Source organism: Salinisphaera sp. G21_0 (assembly GCF_017744115.1).
Lineage (GTDB): Bacteria > Pseudomonadota > Gammaproteobacteria > Pseudomonadales > Endozoicomonadaceae > Endozoicomonas.
Genome location: NZ_JAGHQW010000024.1, coordinates 33170 through 49740 on the forward strand (window position 1 = coordinate 33170; position 16571 = coordinate 49740).

Annotated in this window: 12 protein-coding genes and 7 pseudogenes; 1 reads left to right on the forward strand and 18 read right to left on the reverse strand. The window is 50.0% G+C overall.

Annotated features, from left to right (window positions below; translation table 11 throughout):
* Positions 1-75: 75 nt before the first annotated feature.
* The 18 genes and pseudogenes from J7439_RS12710 to J7439_RS27145 all read right to left on the reverse strand — a co-directional run.
* Positions 76-816, reverse strand: coding sequence for a hypothetical protein (locus J7439_RS12710; protein ID WP_209202166.1), 741 nt, complete (start codon positions 814-816; stop codon positions 76-78).
* Between the two features lie 117 nt (positions 817-933).
* A complete protein-coding gene (locus J7439_RS12715; RefSeq protein WP_209202167.1) occupies positions 934-1194 on the reverse strand; it encodes a type II toxin-antitoxin system RelE family toxin in 261 nt (86 codons plus the stop codon).
* Positions 1191-1385: a RelB antitoxin-like protein gene (locus tag J7439_RS12720; protein WP_209202168.1), complete on the reverse strand. Its 195-nt coding sequence runs from the start codon at positions 1383-1385 to the stop codon at positions 1191-1193. Before J7439_RS12720 ends, J7439_RS12715 begins: the two co-directional genes overlap by 4 nt.
* A gap of 124 nt (positions 1386-1509) precedes the next feature.
* Entirely contained in the window at positions 1510-2916 is a 1407-nt protein-coding gene (locus J7439_RS12725) for a tyrosine-type recombinase/integrase (RefSeq protein ID WP_209202169.1), read from the reverse strand.
* Between the two features lie 649 nt (positions 2917-3565).
* Positions 3566-4348 (reverse strand): RNA ligase family protein, encoded by a 783-nt coding sequence (locus J7439_RS12730; RefSeq protein WP_286198328.1) that lies wholly within the window; start codon positions 4346-4348, stop codon positions 3566-3568.
* Positions 4300-5214, reverse strand: coding sequence for a DUF1186 domain-containing protein (locus J7439_RS12735; RefSeq protein ID WP_209202171.1), 915 nt, complete (start codon positions 5212-5214; stop codon positions 4300-4302). The genes J7439_RS12730 and J7439_RS12735 overlap by 49 nt, the downstream gene beginning before the upstream one ends.
* A pseudogene (locus tag J7439_RS27490) lies at positions 5211-6987 on the reverse strand (restriction endonuclease subunit S). The gene J7439_RS12735 and the pseudogene J7439_RS27490 overlap by 4 nt, the downstream one beginning before the upstream one ends.
* Positions 6984-7982: a virulence RhuM family protein/type II toxin-antitoxin system death-on-curing family toxin gene (locus J7439_RS12745; RefSeq protein ID WP_209202173.1), complete on the reverse strand. Its 999-nt coding sequence runs from the start codon at positions 7980-7982 to the stop codon at positions 6984-6986. The pseudogene J7439_RS27490 and the gene J7439_RS12745 overlap by 4 nt, the downstream one beginning before the upstream one ends.
* Before the next feature lies 1 nt (position 7983).
* Positions 7984-8370: pseudogene (locus tag J7439_RS27140) on the reverse strand (N-6 DNA methylase); the annotation flags it as partial.
* A gap of 104 nt (positions 8371-8474) precedes the next feature.
* Positions 8475-9170 (reverse strand): annotated as a pseudogene (locus J7439_RS12755) (restriction endonuclease subunit S); the annotation flags it as partial.
* Entirely contained in the window at positions 9167-9496 is a 330-nt protein-coding gene (locus J7439_RS12760) for a hypothetical protein (RefSeq protein WP_209202176.1), read from the reverse strand. The pseudogene J7439_RS12755 and the gene J7439_RS12760, both read right to left, overlap by 4 nt.
* A gap of 75 nt (positions 9497-9571) precedes the next feature.
* A pseudogene (locus J7439_RS12770) lies at positions 9572-10879 on the reverse strand (type I restriction-modification system subunit M); the annotation flags it as partial.
* A gap of 39 nt (positions 10880-10918) precedes the next feature.
* Positions 10919-12322, reverse strand: a pseudogene (locus J7439_RS12775) (type I restriction-modification enzyme R subunit C-terminal domain-containing protein); the annotation flags it as partial.
* A gap of 577 nt (positions 12323-12899) precedes the next feature.
* Entirely contained in the window at positions 12900-13256 is a 357-nt protein-coding gene (locus tag J7439_RS12780) for a hypothetical protein (protein WP_209202179.1), read from the reverse strand.
* Positions 13257-13344: 88 nt separating this feature from the next.
* Positions 13345-14427, reverse strand: a complete 1083-nt coding sequence (locus tag J7439_RS26520) for a DUF1186 domain-containing protein (RefSeq protein ID WP_286198330.1) — start codon at positions 14425-14427, stop codon at positions 13345-13347.
* A gap of 55 nt (positions 14428-14482) precedes the next feature.
* Positions 14483-14890, reverse strand: coding sequence for a hypothetical protein (locus tag J7439_RS12790; protein WP_209202180.1), 408 nt, complete (start codon positions 14888-14890; stop codon positions 14483-14485).
* Between the two features lie 81 nt (positions 14891-14971).
* A pseudogene (locus J7439_RS12795) lies at positions 14972-15139 on the reverse strand (N-6 DNA methylase); the annotation flags it as partial.
* 38 nt (positions 15140-15177) lie between these two features.
* Positions 15178-15303: pseudogene (locus J7439_RS27145) on the reverse strand (type I restriction-modification system subunit M N-terminal domain-containing protein); the annotation flags it as partial.
* A 326-nt stretch (positions 15304-15629) separates the two neighbouring features.
* Here J7439_RS27145 and J7439_RS12800 point away from each other — a divergent pair.
* Positions 15630-16562, forward strand: coding sequence for a hypothetical protein (locus J7439_RS12800; protein WP_209202181.1), 933 nt, complete (start codon positions 15630-15632; stop codon positions 16560-16562).
* Positions 16563-16571 lie beyond the last annotated feature (9 nt).

Here is a 16571-nt window from a genome sequence, read left to right on the forward strand (position 1 = left end):
GGGTGACAGGTTGCCAAAAACCTGTAGACAGGTTGTCTACAGGGTATGAAATATAAGGGTTTCAGGAGAGATTGGTTATTTTTTATTTTTACGTTCGATGAGTGGCGGGAATGGAACAGAGCCGCCTTCAGTGTGCCAATTAATCAGCATAGCAATTTGCTTTCTGCTGCCCAGGTCCGGGAACTGCCCTTTGTACTGGCTTTCAAGAATTTTAAGTGCAGCATTTTTAGGCGTCGCTTTACCGGTTCCCTTGTCCACCAGCTCAAGCCATACCTCAATAGCTGTTCTGAACTTGGCAGAGAGATATTCATTTTCACATTCAAGAAAAGCTCTTAGCAGCTGCTCAGGATCTCTCTGGATATCACTAATATCTGCAGACTGGTTTGCTGGTTGAACCAGGTTTAAAACTTCTGACCTGTTTAGCCTTAGCCAGCTAGCCATCACGGTAAGCTCTTGGTATTCATTTCTATTGTCGGTGTAATGGCCCACCACAACATCAGCCGGCATTTCCTGAAAACGATGAATAACAGTTTGGCCATGTCTCAAAATAGCTGCAACATTCTCCCGGAAAAGTTGCTTGTAGCCTGGTTGTGCATAGTCTTGTAAAAATGAGAGTGGCAAAAGCTCACACTCAGTTTCTCCAGTAACATTATTCACGGTTGGAGCTTTATAAAAATCAACCCTGTCATTCTCATTCAACCGAAAATAAACCCCAATCTTGCCCTCTATGGCCAGCTGCTCCAACTCATCTGTTTCAATTCCGGTCAGCTTTTCAGCACGACCGAAAGTAACAAACTCGGTAAATACACTTTCCACAACCACTGCCCTCAGCGATCCCCACATAAATAAGCCAGTCAGGACGGGTGGGTTATCCGTCTTTTCAGGAGCTACCCTAGACCGGCTATCTGGTGACAGGCTCAGGCCTGCAAACCTTTATCGGTAAATATCCTTCCGATGTCCTACCCGGACAATCTCAATAATGAGCTGTCCGTTATGAACCAGGTATACAAGACGGTAGTTGCCAGCCCTTACCCGGTATGTATGTTCTGTACCTGCCAGTTTGCAACAGCCAGAGGGGTAAGGTTGATCCACCAGCGATTCAGCTAACGCTACCAGACGACTGACTGTTGTCGCAGGTAGTTTCTGTAGTTCCTTCAGGGCTGAACGCTTCCAGCGTAGCTCATATTGGCTCATAGCTTGCCACTGGCCTTTAGCTGCTTAATAACCTCATCATGGGAAAGGGTGTCCTCCCCCTTACGCTCAGCGACAGCCGCAAGGTCTTCAAGGTCATCCAAGAGCTCTTGATACTGATCAACAGGCAAGACAACAGAAACCCGGTTCCCTTTGTCGTCGATAATGTACTGCGGTGTTGGTTGTGCTGGCATCGTGCTATCTCCTGTATCTGATTAAATCGGGTATTCTCGGGTATCATGTTTTACATATTTTCTGTTTTCAGACACTGAAAGTTATTTTTTCGGGTATTTTCGGGTATCTGTTTTTAAGAATTCTCTATTTTTTACCTGCTGTCTGCCTGTATTCATCGAGGTCTACCAGCTTTGTATCTACACCATTCAGTATGCGCTCCAGGAAAGCATCATACATCCTCATACTCTCTCTTTTTTCTGGCAGATGTTCATGGCGATCATAATGTTTTACATCAACTCCTGTCTGAGCATGTGACTGTAACAGGTTTCTTTGCTCACGGTTGACTCCTGCATCAATCAGAATATTTTTTACAGTACGTCGAATATCTCGAGCTGTAAAAGGCGCTGGTGGCTGCCTGCCTTCTCTCTCTGCCTGATCAAGAATGCACTTGTTGTACCGGATAAAGCCATTTTTCAGTGACTCCAGTGTTATGGGTACTAACTGTCCTTTAGTCTCTGTTTTACGACTTGGGGCACCTGAACAGAATGGCCATGGATAGGATCCTGAAAACTCCCTGACTTCGTTTAGAATAGAGAGTGCTCTTGCAGACAGTGGGACTACATGAATTTTCTTTGTTCCTTGCCTGCCTTTGCGATCTATCAACGTGACACAGTTTCTGGTGAAGTCATAATCGTTCCATCTGGCTTGTAACAACTGCTTTGGTCTTTGCCCTCCAGTAGCCAACATGAATCGAATAAAACAGGCCATCACAAAACCCACTCTATGGACATTACCAACACCAAACCAAAGCTGTCTCAACTCATCATGGCTTAATACCCGTTCACCAACATTGACAGCTTTGGTGTTCTTCTTAGTTGCTGAGACAGGGTTATGCTGAATATAGAACCGCTTTTCACCAACACGAGTAGGGTCATAGTCACCCTTCATTCCAAAATTGAAACAGGCATGCAGTAGTGACCTAACTCTTACTGACTCTCCTTCAGATCCTCTGTTATGGATGGCTGCCAGTATGGTTACTATATCGTCAGGGGTCACATCTCTGGCTTTTTTGATAGCAATCGCAGGGTATGCCTTGATCACATTTCTTTCTAATCCCTGCCTGGTCTGGTGAGCACTGTCCTTACCTTGTTGTTCTTGGTCATCAACATAGGCCTGTATTAGGTCAATGAAAGAGCCCTTCAGTGCTTCAGCCTCCTGTCTTTGCTGTTCTTCTAATTGCTCCTGTTCTTTCAGTTTTTCTTGGGCTTCGATATGCCCTTTAAGGTCTCCACCACATTCACGCCTTAAACGTGACAGCTCCTGAGCCTTTTCCCTACATTCAGCCAATGTATAACCATGTGTTGCCCTGGTAGCTTTGTATGGCCCGATCTTGATTTTGAATTCCTTACCCTTGAACAGGTAAAGATAATAGGCCTCAATGCTTCCACTTGCCCGTTTATCAAACAAAAGAGTCCCATCACCACGGCCACCGACCTTCTCTCTAACTTTCTTCTCAATCTTTGGTAGGTCAAAAGGGCTTATCGTAGTCATGTGATCACCTGTCTGTTATCTGGTAAAACTCCTTGGAAATCTGCGCCGGTTATTGCGCCGGGTTTCTGTCGGACGGTAACGGGATTATACGGAATTGTATGTAACGAGCAATTACTGCTAACCCTTTGTATTAAAGGGCTTTAAGTAAGTTTAGTGGAATTATATGAAATGGTACGGAATACCCAAAATCTCCGCTTGTAATCAGTGGGTCCCGAGTTCGACTCTTGGTGCCGGCACCATACACAGCAAAGTCCGAAGCGTTAGTAAGCACTTCGGGCTTTTTTGTGTCTGACGGTTTGCCCCTACTATTGCCCCCACTTTCGATTGGGCTGTAACGGTACTAATCGGTATCAGGCTCAGATCTGCAATGCAGCCTTCTGTCACTCATGAATAAATACTTCTTACGGTCTTCAGTAATCAAAGACTGGCCGGATAAATTTTCCTTTGTGCATGCTCAGTCGTCAAAAAACCTTAAGTAGATTTCTCCCTCCCTTTTTTTAGTGGTATACCTTCAGCTCCATTCCGGGGAAAAAATCATTATCTGAAGGCATTTTGTTGTGCGGATATGAAGCTATACCTCCCCCTTTTTTTTAGTGGTGTAGCTTGAACCGTTTTGGCGGCAAAAAATCACAGGGAATCGAGCGACAGACTACCGCCATCTCTGGCCGAAAACCTCATTGGGAATAATGACTTTTCTGGTCCAGTGCTCGCCAATCGTTTGAGTGAAATCGCCCCTGACCAACTTGGCTCTTTGCTTCAGCCATTCCCCTTGATCCTGTCTCAGATAAATGCCTTCAATGTTGATGGCACCATAGTGAGATGGTGTGTTCAGCATTCCCACTAACTGCTCCATTGAAAATTTGCCAGTAGCAAGCGGTTTTATTGGTTGAAGACTCAGAAGGGTAAACAGCTCATTACGGTGAGGAACGGAATAGAATTTTTCAGCCTTTCGGTCGTAAATATCAAAACCGACAAACCAGTCTGGCAGGGACTGATAAGCCAGAGAGTGACGGGCATAACACCACTCCCCAAACAGGATCAGGTGTTCACCCAGCAGGCTGATCAGATCCGCTTCAAAACGGCCTGCCCACCGCCAGAGGTGTTTGAATTGACCACCCGGTATCCCAATCCAGGCACCGCGGTTCTGAGCCCTGAGTTTCCCATCAGGGCCGACTGAGAAACCGACATTGGCACCATCGACTTTTTCTTCCACGGTCAGCTCTGCCAGGAGTAGCTCATTGGCCTTGCTGGTTGATAAAAGCTTGTCTCCACGGGGTTCACCAGAACTGAGCCATTGAACATGGGGTGTCTGTGGAAACCGGAAAAAATCGGCCATGGATGAATGCCTGTTGCAGGTTCCGGTTAAGGGTAGATGTTTACTGCCTATCGGCCACAGCACTTCTTGAACTTTTTGCCACTGCCGCAGGGGCATGGGTCATTGCGGCCTGTTTTGGGGGCGGCTCTCAAGAAGGTACCACTATCGTGTAATACGGTACCCTTTGGCGTTCTGTCCGGAGTAACAGGCCCCTTGGGCTCTGGAATGGTTCGCCGTTGCTCTACCGGCTGGAACGATGCCCAGCTGGACAGTTCAGCGGTGGTGTCGGTGATGTAGTGTTTGAGATGCCAGAGTTCGTCCAGATTGTCGTACTCTGACACGATCTCGTCTTCGATGCCTTTCAGGGATGCCACGGTGGGGTCGGCCAGCCCGTCCTCATAGGCCTTGCGGATATCGGGCAGCAGTTCAGCAAAGCGGAAAGCGGCACAGCATATGATCAGGCTGTCCCACAAAAAGCTGTCCTTGCGCACCGGGTACTCCCGGAACAGCCAGGTAAAATACGACAGCAGGTCTTCCCGGCTTAATGCCTGCTCGGTAAACAGGGTGACCAGGCTTTCCAGGGCGACAGCACGGACAAACTCATCCAGCGCCTCGTTTTCCACCAATGCTTTGAGAGGGGCAATGTCACCTTGGCAGATGGAAGCCAGAATACGGGTCATGCCACCGGTAATGGCATCACCAAAGTAAAACTCGGCACTGTCTTTCCAGCTGGTCAGCAGATGGATAATCAGCGGGTACGCCCTGGCTTCCCGGAACTGGCCGAGCAGGAAAATGGCAAACAGGGTCAGGCTGTCGTTGAAGTCGTCGTCAATGTCTTCGCCCAGGTCTATAAGCTCCTGAAGGTAGGCCAGCAGATGGGGCGTGATGGCCTCTTGCTGTTCAACGGCGGCGTTAATGGCGGCGTGTGGGAAGGAGCCTGTAGGGTTGTTGGAAAGCTGTTCCAGAATCTCGTCAATGGTCACGGATTGGCTGCCTTTGGCTGGGTTGGTGAATTCGGGTTGGTGGGGTTCAGTGCCTGTGCCACAATGGCATCGGCCAGATGCAGGCGGGTTTGCTGCTGGTGTTGCAGGTGGGTTTTAATTTGGTCGCAGAGGGTCATGAGTTGGTCGACTTTGGTGACGATGCGGTGTTGTTCTGCAACAGGCGGTAAAGAGAATAAGTATTTAGCAAGCTTGTCACCCGGAAGATGCTTTATTGTTGCTCCGGTAAATAGAGCTGCAAGACGGTTGTTTCTGGTATCAACCATGAGACTGATTTCTAAGTATTTGGGAAGAATCCCCGCCCAAGGTCTGGCTCTGTGCAGTGCTTTCTGGAAATAAATTTCCTTTTCATGCGACTGCCATATTGCACAACGGCCTGGCTCACCTCCTTCGCAGATAAGTAGGTCTCCAAATTTTAAACTGAATTCTTCAAGCTCATTTTCTTCAAACTTCATCTCCTTCCAATCATCTAAGTCTAGCCGTTGCCATTGGACATTCGTATTCCTCAGATACTTTTTCAAGGATCCTGTGTTCTTTGCTTTATCAAGCATTTTTCCAAGTCGAGAAGAAACAGCATTACCAAACTGGCACCACTCCCACCCATCCGGCAGCTCAAATGGCTTCTCATCCTCAGCAATCGGCGGCAGCGGATTCTGCTTTTTGATTTTGCCTTCTTTGACCAGTTGGGCTTTTTCGGCGGCGATGCGTTCCAGCAGTTTGGCGGCGGGTTCGTCGTTGGGGGCTTGGGGTACCAGCTTGCCCATCACGGCCAGTTGCAGGATGGTCTGGCTGGTCGATGCTCACTTCTGTGGTGAACAGCGTGGTGAAGTGGCTGGCGATGCGCTGCCAGTTCTGTTTCAGTTCTTCGGCATTGGCGCTGCTGGTGAGGGTTGCCAGCATGTTTTCTACCAGTGTCGTATGGGCGGACAGGCTGGCTTCGGTCTGCTGTTCAATCTGGTCGCACAGGGCCATCAGTTCATCGACTTTGGCGACGATGCGGTGTTGCTCTGCCAGTGGAGGAATCGGGATGGGTATCTCTTTCAGCTTGGATGCTTTAATTCCGGTTGCAGTCATGCCTGTTGCATTGTTTTCTAGCTCCTTTTGAAAAGCTGGAGACATTAGCAAAATTTTCAAAAAAGGGGCTGTTGATGGATCATGTAGCTGAAAGCAAATAGCTCGTTGGGCAAGAGCAAACTTTTCCTGAATATCTATGATTGCAACATTTCCCAATGGCGCTTCTGGCGTGAATAGAATATCTCCCATCTTGGGGAAACCTCTTGTCATCCAGGCATCGTATTCATCCTCAGAAATAAACTCTTCTGGTTGCAAGGATATATAGCCAAAGCGTACGTTCTTGGCTGTTATCAGACGGATTCCCGCTTGAAGTTTTATTGGGGTTTTCCCACGGTAATCAATAAACTTTGCAAGATTGCCAAGGCGGCAATACTCCCAAGTATCAGGTACTGACAAATATTGATCTTCGTCCGATATATGTTCACTAGCCTTAGTCTTAAGGCCTTCTTCCTTAATCAATCGTTTTTTTTCGGTGAATATCTTCTCAAGCAGTTTGGTAGCATGTTCATCCTCCGGATTCTGCGCCACCAACTTACCCCGCACCGCCAGCTCCAGAATCAGCTCCCGCAGTTTCTTAACGCCATAAAGGTCAATCTTCTTGCCGGAACCCCGGCCAGAAGCGGATTTGTTCTGCACCGCCAGCGCCAGGGTAGAGAGGTTTTGGGTAATCAGGGCATTCATTGTTCAGCTTCCGGAGCCAGCATATTCATAATCAGGCGGATCAGGGTTTCTTTGTGTTTGGGGTCGGACTCCGCCACCAGCAGGGTCAGGGCAGAAAGGCCAATGTCGTTAATCACCGGCTCACCGTTTGGATTGAACAGGCGACCATTGCGGTGCAGAAAGTCCACAAACAGAAAAGCCTCGCTGCGCTTGTTGCCATCGGTAAATGGGTGGTTCTTAACGACAAAGTACAGCAGGTGCGCCGCCTTGCTTTCGATGGTCGGGTAGGCGGGTTCACCAAAGGCGGTCTGATCCAGGTTACCGAGCAGAGCGCCCAGGCCATCGCCCCGGGGGCGGGCAAACAGGTCAGAGGCTTCGCCTTTTGCCATTAGCTGCTGTTTCAGGGTCGCCAGATCGTTGCTGGCCTGCTGCGCCGTAGGCAGGGTGCCGCCATGCTGGCCGTGGGGCTCGTTCAGCTTGCCTTCATCGTAGCGTTGCAGCCAGAGAAAGGTCTGGGTATAGCGGCTGATAATTTCCACCAGCCCACGACCGGTGTCCGTCTGCAATTCTGGGGAGGCCGCCGCGTTGCGCACCAGCTTCAGGGCCGCTTCCAGCTCCTGGGCATTCTGCTCGAACCGCTGCTGGTTAATGGTGTAGCCACGGGTCAGGTGCTCTTTCAGGGTGCTGGTGGCCCACTGGCGAAACTGGGTGCCTTTGCGGGAGTTGACCCGGTAAGCCACGGAGATAATGGCGTCCAGGTTGTAATGTTTGACCTTCCGGCGTACCTGCCGCTGGCCTTCCTGCTGAACTATCGAGTAATCCTCGGTAGTTGCCCCGGCGGTGAGCTCGCCCTCTTTGTAGATGTTTTTCAGGTGCAGGCTGATGTTATCAATACTGGTTTCCAGCAGCTCTGCCAGCTGCCGCTGGGACAGCCAGATGGTCTCCTGGTCCAGCAGTACCTGAATATTCCCCTGGCTGGCTTCATAAATGGCAATGTTAAGGTCGGTGTCGGCCACGTTATCTCCCGTTCCGGTCGGTCAGTGCTTCGCCAAGGATAGTTTGCAACTGACCCAGTAACCCTTCCAACTCCTACTGTTGTTGCTGATAACTGGCCAGCAGTTCATCCGGATCGTGGCTGATGATTTCGCCCACATGGGGATTCTTGATATCCAGGTTGAAGTTACGGGCGGTCACCTCGTCGATACTGACCTTCCAGGCTTGCTCATTTTCTACCCGTGCGGCAAAACCGTCCGCCTCATTGCCCCACCAGTCCATTTCCTGCTGAAATTCTTCAAACTTCATGGGGCGGGTTTTGCTGTAGTTTTTCACACCTTCCGGATAGGGATGCTCGTAGAACCAGATCTCCTTCGTAGGCTGGCCTTTGGTAAAGAACAGAATATTGGTGGTGCAGAGCAGATGGGGGAGCTGCTTTTTCTCTACGCCATGGATCTGCTGTTGCAGGGTTTGATGATCGGCAGCGGTTTTCACCTGGTCTTTCAGGTGGTCTTTGGCTGTGCTCCACCTGAACCCATTCCAATAAGCCGCCCTTTAAACGCCTTCAGAAGAAGTAAAAGGTAGGTGTTTAGAAAACCTGTAAATGGAGTGCAAGCACAAACGGCTTGGTTTGTTGTTGCTCGAACATCCAGGATGGCCGTCTTTCCGATTGTTGCACCATACATTGCAACAAGCACATCGCCAATATTGTTGTAACGTAATGAGCTTTGTTTTAAAGCGAGTTCAGTAACTGTTTCTTCTGATTTGGAAATGTAGTCAGATGAAAGTTCCCCTGACTTAAACCAAGGGATATCACCACCATATAGTTCTGAGCTTCCTCTTCGTGGTGTGGCTCCTGCCCCCCACTCTCCAAGGTCATTTAGCCTTACCCACTCCCATTGCTTTGGTAGCGATTCAAAGGGTTGGTCGTCATTACTGATCACTGCTAGTTTTTTTGGCTTCTTTATTTTCTTTTCTGTTACCAATTCAGCTTTTTCTGCCTCAATCCGTTCCAACAGTTTAGAAGCAGGCTCATCCTCCGGATTTTGCGGCACCAGCTTGCCCCGCACTGCCAGCTCCAGAATCAGCTCCCGCAGTTTTTTAATACCAGTCAGCTCCAGCTTGTTACCACTGCCCCGGCCACTGGCGGAACGGGGGGTATGAGTGGTGGTCAGCAGTTCCAGGTGCTCCGTCAGGGTGTTCAACATCATGCCTGCTCCTTCGCCTGGCCGGACAGGGCGATATCCAGAATTGCCTTGATCTTACGGCGGGTGTCGGTCATGGACTGTTGCTGCTGCTGATAATGGGCCAGCAGTACCTTCGGATCGTGGCTCTCCTGCTCGCCCACATGGGGGTTTTTGATATCCAAATTAAAGATGGGCCAGTAAATGGCATCGGCCGCTTTTATCTCAGCATCGGCTTTGGCTTTTAACGCCCTGGCCTCGTTGTTCTGCTGAATGATCTGTTCGTTCAGAGAGGCCTTGATACCGGCATTTTTCGTTGCCTTCAGGTCTTCCTTCAATTGGCGGACGCTCATTTCCAGCACATTGGCCTGCTGCTTATAATGGGTCTCGTTATCCCAGTGGGGCTGACAGCGTTATTCGGTGGCGGTTTTGATGGCCTTAAAGTCCACCTTCCAGGCTTGTTCGTTTTCTACCCTACGGGCAAAACCGTCCGCTTCATCGCCCCACCACGCTTGTTCTGTGGCAAACTCTTCCACCCTCATGGGGCGGGTTTTGCTGTAGTTTTTATAGCCCTCCGGATAGGGGTGCTCGTAGTACCAGATGGTTTCGGTAGGCTTGCCCTTGGTAAAGAACAGCAGGTTGGTTTTGATGCCGGTTTAGGGGTTAAAAACGCCATTGGGCAGTCGGATAATGGTGTGCAGGTTGCACTCGGTCAGCAGCTTTTCCTTCAGGCGGGATTTGGTGCCTTCGCCAAACAGAAAGCCATCGGGCAGTACCACCGCTGCACGGCCATTGTATTTCAATAAGCGGATAAACAGCGCCATAAACAGATCAGCGGTTTCCCGGGTACGGATATCGGTGGGGAAGTTCTTCTCAATGCCTGCCTCTTCAGTACCACCAAACGGTGGATTGGCCACGATAACATCGACCCGTTCCTCTTTGCTCCAGTCTTTCAGAGGACGAGCCAGCGTATTGTCGTGACGAATCTGGCTGGGTACTTCAATGCCGTGCAGAATCATATTGGTGGTGGCCAGCAGGTGTGGCAGCGGCTTCTTCTCAACACCAAAAATACTCGCCTCCAGTCGCTTTTCATCGGCTTGCGTATGTTTGACGTAATGCTTGCGTTTATGCTCGATAGTACAGGTCAGAAAGCCGCCGGTACCACAGGCGGGGTCCATGACCTTTTCATCCAGCTTCGGGTCAACCTGTGCCACCATAAATTCGGTGACGGCTCTGGGTGTATAAAACTCCCCGGCATTACCAGCGCTTTGCAGGTCTTTAAGAATCTGCTCGTACATATCCCCGAAGGCATGGCGTTGCTGAGCCTTATTGAAGTCGATATCTGCCTGAATTCTGTTCACCACCTGTCGGATCAGGTGGCCGGACTTCATGTAGTTGTAAGCATCCGCGAATACATTACGAATCACTACTGCCCGTTGATCGCCTTCTTTTGCATGAAGTGTTTGCAACTCCGGGAACAGCTCATTGTCGATAAAGGTTTTCAGTGCGTCCCCAGTGGTACCGGCGGGGTCAGAGGCCCAGTTACGCCAGCGCAGTGGCTCGGGAATAGGGGATACGTAATCATCATTAAACATCTCCCACTCATGTTCCCGGTCATCAAAGATTTTCAGGAACAGCAGCCAGACCAACTGGCCAATTCGCTGGGCATCGCCGTCGACGCCCACATCCTGACGCATAAGGTCCTGGATAGACTTGATGGTGGTACTGATCGACATGGGCAATCCTTATGTAAAAACAGATTAGGCAGCGCCGGATTATCCGGGCCGCCATTGTAAAAGAGGTGAGGGTAAAAATCTGGCGGATTGTGGCTTGCTATACAGCAGGGCCTCCAGCTCCTGAACCGCTTGCAGGTAACCGGATTTGCCACCAAAGGCACTGACGAGTTCCATGGGGGCACCAATCTTGCTGAAGGCCTGATCGGTGAGGATGGTCATTTCTTCCACCGGCTCAATGCCCACATCGGCGTACTTCTCCAGCAGGGTTTCCAGCACCTGCCGGGCAGCCGCTTCATAGCGGGTAAAGTAGTTGCGCTTTTTCACGTTGTCCGCCCGTTCCCTTCGGGTAAGCGGTGGCTGATCAAAGGCGACATGGCAGATCAGATCAAAAGGGTCCAGCTCAGTGCCCAGTTCTTTGCTGACGTTGGCCTGCAATTCCGGCCAGAAGACACCCTGCTCAGCCAGTTCGTCGATCACGGCCTTTTTCTTGTCGGCACTGCTCCACTTGCGCAGGAAGTCATCCAGGCTGGCGTACTGGCGGGTGACGCATTCTCTGGTATGGTCGTGCATGGATTCGATGACCAGTTTGCCGTTGGCATCCAGATGCTGTACCCGTTCTCTGGAGACTTTGAATTCCTGACCCTGAACATGGTATTTGATGCGGGGTTCTGGCTCTCCTTCTTCGCCGGGTGGCGGTGGTGTGGGCGTATCTTCCTCATCGGTGTCATCGTTGCCCCACTCTTCGCCATCTTCAATGCTGTCGTCTTCACCGATATCGTCAATGTTATCTGGGGTTGTATAGGTATCGTCGGGCGGGTTGTCGTCCGGCGGAACAATATCGTCGCCTTCTTTGGGTTTGAAAATCTGTACCGGGTCGCCATCGAAGTCTTTGTCGGCAAATCGTTCGGTTGCCTTTTTAAAGTCCATGATGGTGAACCAGTGTTTGTTGTGCTCCTCATCGATGCGAGTACCCCGACCAATGATCTGCTTGAACTCGGTGGGTGAGCCGATGGTTTTATCCAGCACGATCAGTTTGCAGGTTTTGGCATCGACACCGGTGCTCATCAATTGGCTGGTGGTAACGATGGTCGGATAACGGGATTCCGGGTCGATAAAATTATCCAGCTCGGCTTTGCCCTCGTCATTGTCACCGGTAATCCCCATGATGTATTTGCGGTTTTCTTTGACCCGTTCAGGATTCAGATTGACCAGTGCCTGGCGCATTCGTTCTGCGTGGTCGATGTCAGTACAAAAGACGATGGTCTTCTGGAATTCGCCGGTTTTCTGCAGGTATTCGGTCACTTTGAAGGCCACCAGTTGGGTGCGCTCGTCAAAGACAATATCACGGTCCATATCTTTCTGGTTGTAGATGCGGTCTTCGATCAGGTTGCCGTATTTATCCTTCTGGCCGGATTTTGGGCACCAGCCTTGCTGGTCCACATCCAGGTAGTTATCGTAGATTTTGGCAACATCGCGCTTTTCTGGCAGGCGGTCATCGTGGTCGTAGTGTTTGGACTCGACACTGCCATCTTCCCGGCTTTGCAGCAGGTAGCGGTGTTCTTTCAGGACACGGCAGTCGGTGAACAGGTGGGTAGCTGTGCGGCGCAGGTCTTTTGCGGTAAAGCGTTCCGGAGGCTGCTTGCCTTTCGCCATTGCATTCTTTTGCAACCAGTCGTTATAAGCACCCACAAAGCGGCCAAGGTTACGAATATCGATGGGTGATCCACCGGTGATAATAAAGGGGCCATCAAAGCTGCCTGATATCCGCTGCGCCTGCTCCAGTATGGCCAATGCCCTGTCTGTTAGGAGAACAATGCGTTTTTTGGGGATGGCATTTTTGCCCTTGGTATAGATAAAACGGAGTGTTTGCTGGGAAAAATCAATATCAGACCACTTGATATCATTAAGCTGCCCAGGGCGATTATCAAAACAAACAAAACAGAACCGCAACAGCAGGCCATACAACGGACTCCATGTTTCTTTGCCGGATTCAAGGTGGTGCCACATTTGATGGAGCTCTTCATTGGAGAGTGATCGTTCCCTCCCTTGCTTTATCCCGTATCTCATTCAGCTTCAGGCCGGTTTTACCCAACCGGCTGTATCGGCCAATAAACAGCAAGGTGTCTTTGTTGTTATCCCGATATCGGTAATAGGCCTCAACATTGCTCTTTTGCTGTTTATAGACAAGCGTCCCTTCGCCTTTGCCCCCGACCGGCTCACTGATCTTGCTTTTCTTCTTGCCTTCAATGTTGATGGCACCGTAGTAAGATGGTGTGCTCAGCATTCCCACTAACTGCCCCATCGAAAAGGTGCCAGTAGCAAGCGGTTTTATTGGTTGAAGGCCCGGAAGGGCAAACAGCTCATCATGGTGAGCCATTGAATATGGGGTGTCTGTAGAAATCGGAAAAAATCGGCCATGGATGAATGCCTGTTGCAGGTTCCGGTTAAGGGTAGATGTTTACTGCCTATCGGCCACAGCACTTCTTGAACTTTTTACCGCTGCCACAGGGGCAAGGGTCATTACGCCCGACTCTGGAGTCCTCGCGGACAAAGGGCGTGTTGGTGGTTTCGTGGAATATCTCCCGGTATGTATTGCCGATCTGTTCATTCAGGTCTGCACGTTGCTTCGCTTTTTCGGCTATATGGGAAGTGCTGAAATCCATGAAATCCAGTCCACCCAGCCAATCCTCAAGCTCGATATGCTGGTTCATGCCCCAGCTTTCCAGTTCTCTATCCGCGTGATGAATATAACCAAACTCGGTCAGCAGTTGCTCCCGGTTGGTCTGCCACCACTGCTCAGGGGATCCAATACAGTAATCGCTGGCTTTGGCGAGGGTCCGGCCATTATATTTTTCACCAAGAAAACCGTTTTCGCAGGCTTCCCGAATGTCTTCCATCAGTTCTTTCGGATGAATCGTCACGCATTCATCGTACAGGGTCAACCAGAGGGGCAGAAAATCGTCTTCCAGATGTTCTGATTTAAACGCCCTGAACAGGGAAGAATAGAAGTCGATCAGTTCACTGCGGCTTATGTCTCCTTCAAAATAAAAACACTTCATGGTTTCCAGGGCCAGAACGCGAAGCTCAAGCCCATGGTTTCTGTCCAGAATAACGCCTTTCAGCTGAGCGATATCGTTGGCCATAATAGAGGCTGTTATCCTTTCCAGCCCGTTTTCACCGATCGAAAAAAGCAGTGAGTCATAAGCGGCTCCGGAATCCCAGTCACCATCACCCTGATCAAAGTCATTGATGATATCCGCTAGCACGGGGAATGCCGCAGACTCCCGGAATTGCGCCAGCACCATCAGTGCCACCAGGTGAAGGCAGTTACCTTCCTGTTCGTTATAGCCTTCGGGGGCATCGGCAAAATCCCGCAGTACCGCCAGCAGTAAAGGGGGCATTTCCTCTTGATGGGCGATAACCTGGCGGATAGCTTCCGCCGGGAAGGTATCGGGCTCAAGGTTGAGAAAGGGCTTGAGCAACGGATGATCGGCAAACACAGCAGTACTCCGGGTTTCTGAATGTTTGGTGAATGATGGTTCAACCATAGCACCGGCAGAGTGCTGTTAGGGTGAATTACGTTATTTGCCGGTCATTCGAGAATCAAAAAGTCACCAATGTCTGGCCCGCTTTTATCCGCTCCAGATGCTCTTCGACATAACCGAGTAATTCCCGGGATCGGGGTTCATCAATCAACCCGAGTCCGTAATGGCTCAGGATATAGCAAAACGCAAAGGCCATAAGAGGGTCTTGCAGTAAGGGTTCGTTGTCCAGGTTGGCAACATAACTGGTGAGCGCGGCATCACTGGCTTTTTTTCTGGCCTTTTTGCCGGGCTTGATGCCACGAAAATTCAGGCATTCACAGTGAGCGATATGAAACAGCTCCTGATCGGTCATGTTATGTCCGATCATGTGTCCGTAAGGTATCACCTCCCGGGCGTCCTTCCAGGCGGCACGAATTTCCTGAATCCATTGCTCATTGGTTTGAGGCGGTTGTTTTTTTACTTTCATTTCGACACCTTGTCAGGGGGATAAATCAATACCATCGCCCCGGCTGCCAACTCCGGTTCAGCAGCCAAGACCGTCCTTGTTTTGATCAAACAGGGTGCCATCGGATAGTACCACGGCTGCACGGCCACCGTCTTTTAAAAGCTCAATGATTAGCTGCAAGAACAGGTCGACGGTTTCCCGGGTCTGCATTTCTGCCAGGAAGTTTTTCTCAATCCCGTCTTCCCCGGTGCTGTCGAACGGGGGATTGGTGAACGGTAGTCGTCCAGTTTAAATTCCAGTTCTTCTTACCGGGCATCGAAGATTTTCAGGAACAGTAGCCAGGGCATCTGGCCAATGCGCAGGGCATCACCAACAACACCGGCGTCTTTGCGCATGATGTCCTGGATGGATTTGATCACGGAACTGGTGGAGATGGTTTTTTCTTAAAAGCTGTTTGAACTTTTATATGAAATAGAGGTCATAGGATGAAACTCAATAATTCAATAATTCTATGAATATGCCTGTCTACTTTGCTGATTTTAATTTTAATATAGCTGCGGATCACTTTTCTTATTTTCGAGATAGTGCTTATTCGGAATCTGCCGCATCCTGTCAGGCATTCTTCCGCGAAGTTGTGGGCGTAGCAAATTTGCAGTGCGCTATGCGTGCTGATGGAACTGTTAAACACTGCCTCCAGCAGCCAAGGGTACTTTTTAATGATCCATCGGGTGATCCCCGGCTTGAAAAAAGGTCGATACTAATGGATAGTAGCCATCTTCAAGAAGACCATCCGCTTTGCTTACCTGTCAGAATACAACCCCGGAATAATGATCATGTTCCCAAATATATTCCTGGTAATGAACGTTTTTCGATCCAGTCTATTTTAGGATTAGAGCAATCAACCTCACAAAACGCATTAGTTGCTAATCCGCAACTGGATAGTGAACAGCTGCAACGAGATGCATCGCCTGCAGGAAATGAGTTGGATGATAAAGCTACGGCTTCCGGCTCAGATGAATCTCTGGCCAGCTCCCATGAGGATCACTGTGAGTCCGAGAAATGGAAAGCTGTCCGGAAGGCGTACGCACAGTCTGAGCGAATGAAGGCTTATCAGAGGGATTACCAGAAGGCTTACCGTCAGTCCGAAAAAGGGAAGGCTCGCAGACGAGCATGGGCGCAGTCTGAGAAAGGGAAGGCTTGTGTGCGGTCCTGGAAACAGAGAGCCAGCCATCAGGCTTATCGTCAGTCCAGCAAAGGGAAGGCTTACGAAAAGTCGGAAAAACGGAAGGCTTACCTCAAAGCCTACGAACAGAGCGAGAAGCGGAAGGCTTACGAACAGTCGGAAAAACGGAAGGCTTACCTCAAAGCCTACGAACAGACCGAGAAGCGGAAGGCTTACCGAAAGGCTTACAGTCAGTGCGAGAGAGTGAAAGCTTCCCAGAAGGCTTATCAGAAGGTTTACCAGAGGTATTACCGTCAGACCGAGAAGGGGAGGGCTTACCAAAAGGCTTACCGTGAGTCTCCGCAAGGACGTGCTTACCTGAAGGCTTACCGTAAAGCTTACCATAAGGTTTTAGGGGTTACCGGTGATATTGAACAGGCAAGAATCGCTGGTAGGCAAGCTACCGCCTTTATAAGAGAAGCTAATAAAGCAAACAATAATGAGCCTCTTAGAGAGCAAACAGGTTCTTGATCGTCAGCC

Coding starts and splice junctions, on each gene's coding strand:
- J7439_RS12715 (WP_209202167.1), bottom strand. CDS start 1,194: ATGAGCCAATATGAGCTACGCTGGAAGCGTTCAGCCCTGAAGGAACTA.
- J7439_RS12720 (WP_209202168.1), bottom strand. CDS start 1,385: ATGCCAGCACAACCAACACCGCAGTACATTATCGACGACAAAGGGAAC.
- J7439_RS12725 (WP_209202169.1), bottom strand. CDS start 2,916: ATGACTACGATAAGCCCTTTTGACCTACCAAAGATTGAGAAGAAAGTT.
- J7439_RS12730 (WP_286198328.1), bottom strand. CDS start 4,348: ATGCCCCTGCGGCAGTGGCAAAAAGTTCAAGAAGTGCTGTGGCCGATA.
- J7439_RS12760 (WP_209202176.1), bottom strand. CDS start 9,496: ATGAGCGTCCGCCAATTGAAGGAAGACCTGAAGGCAACGAAAAATGCC.
- J7439_RS12780 (WP_209202179.1), bottom strand. CDS start 13,256: ATGGCTCACCATGATGAGCTGTTTGCCCTTCCGGGCCTTCAACCAATA.
- J7439_RS26520 (WP_286198330.1), bottom strand. CDS start 14,427: ATGGTTGAACCATCATTCACCAAACATTCAGAAACCCGGAGTACTGCT.
- J7439_RS12790 (WP_209202180.1), bottom strand. CDS start 14,890: ATGAAAGTAAAAAAACAACCGCCTCAAACCAATGAGCAATGGATTCAG.
- J7439_RS12800 (WP_209202181.1), top strand. CDS start 15,630: ATGGATAGTAGCCATCTTCAAGAAGACCATCCGCTTTGCTTACCTGTC.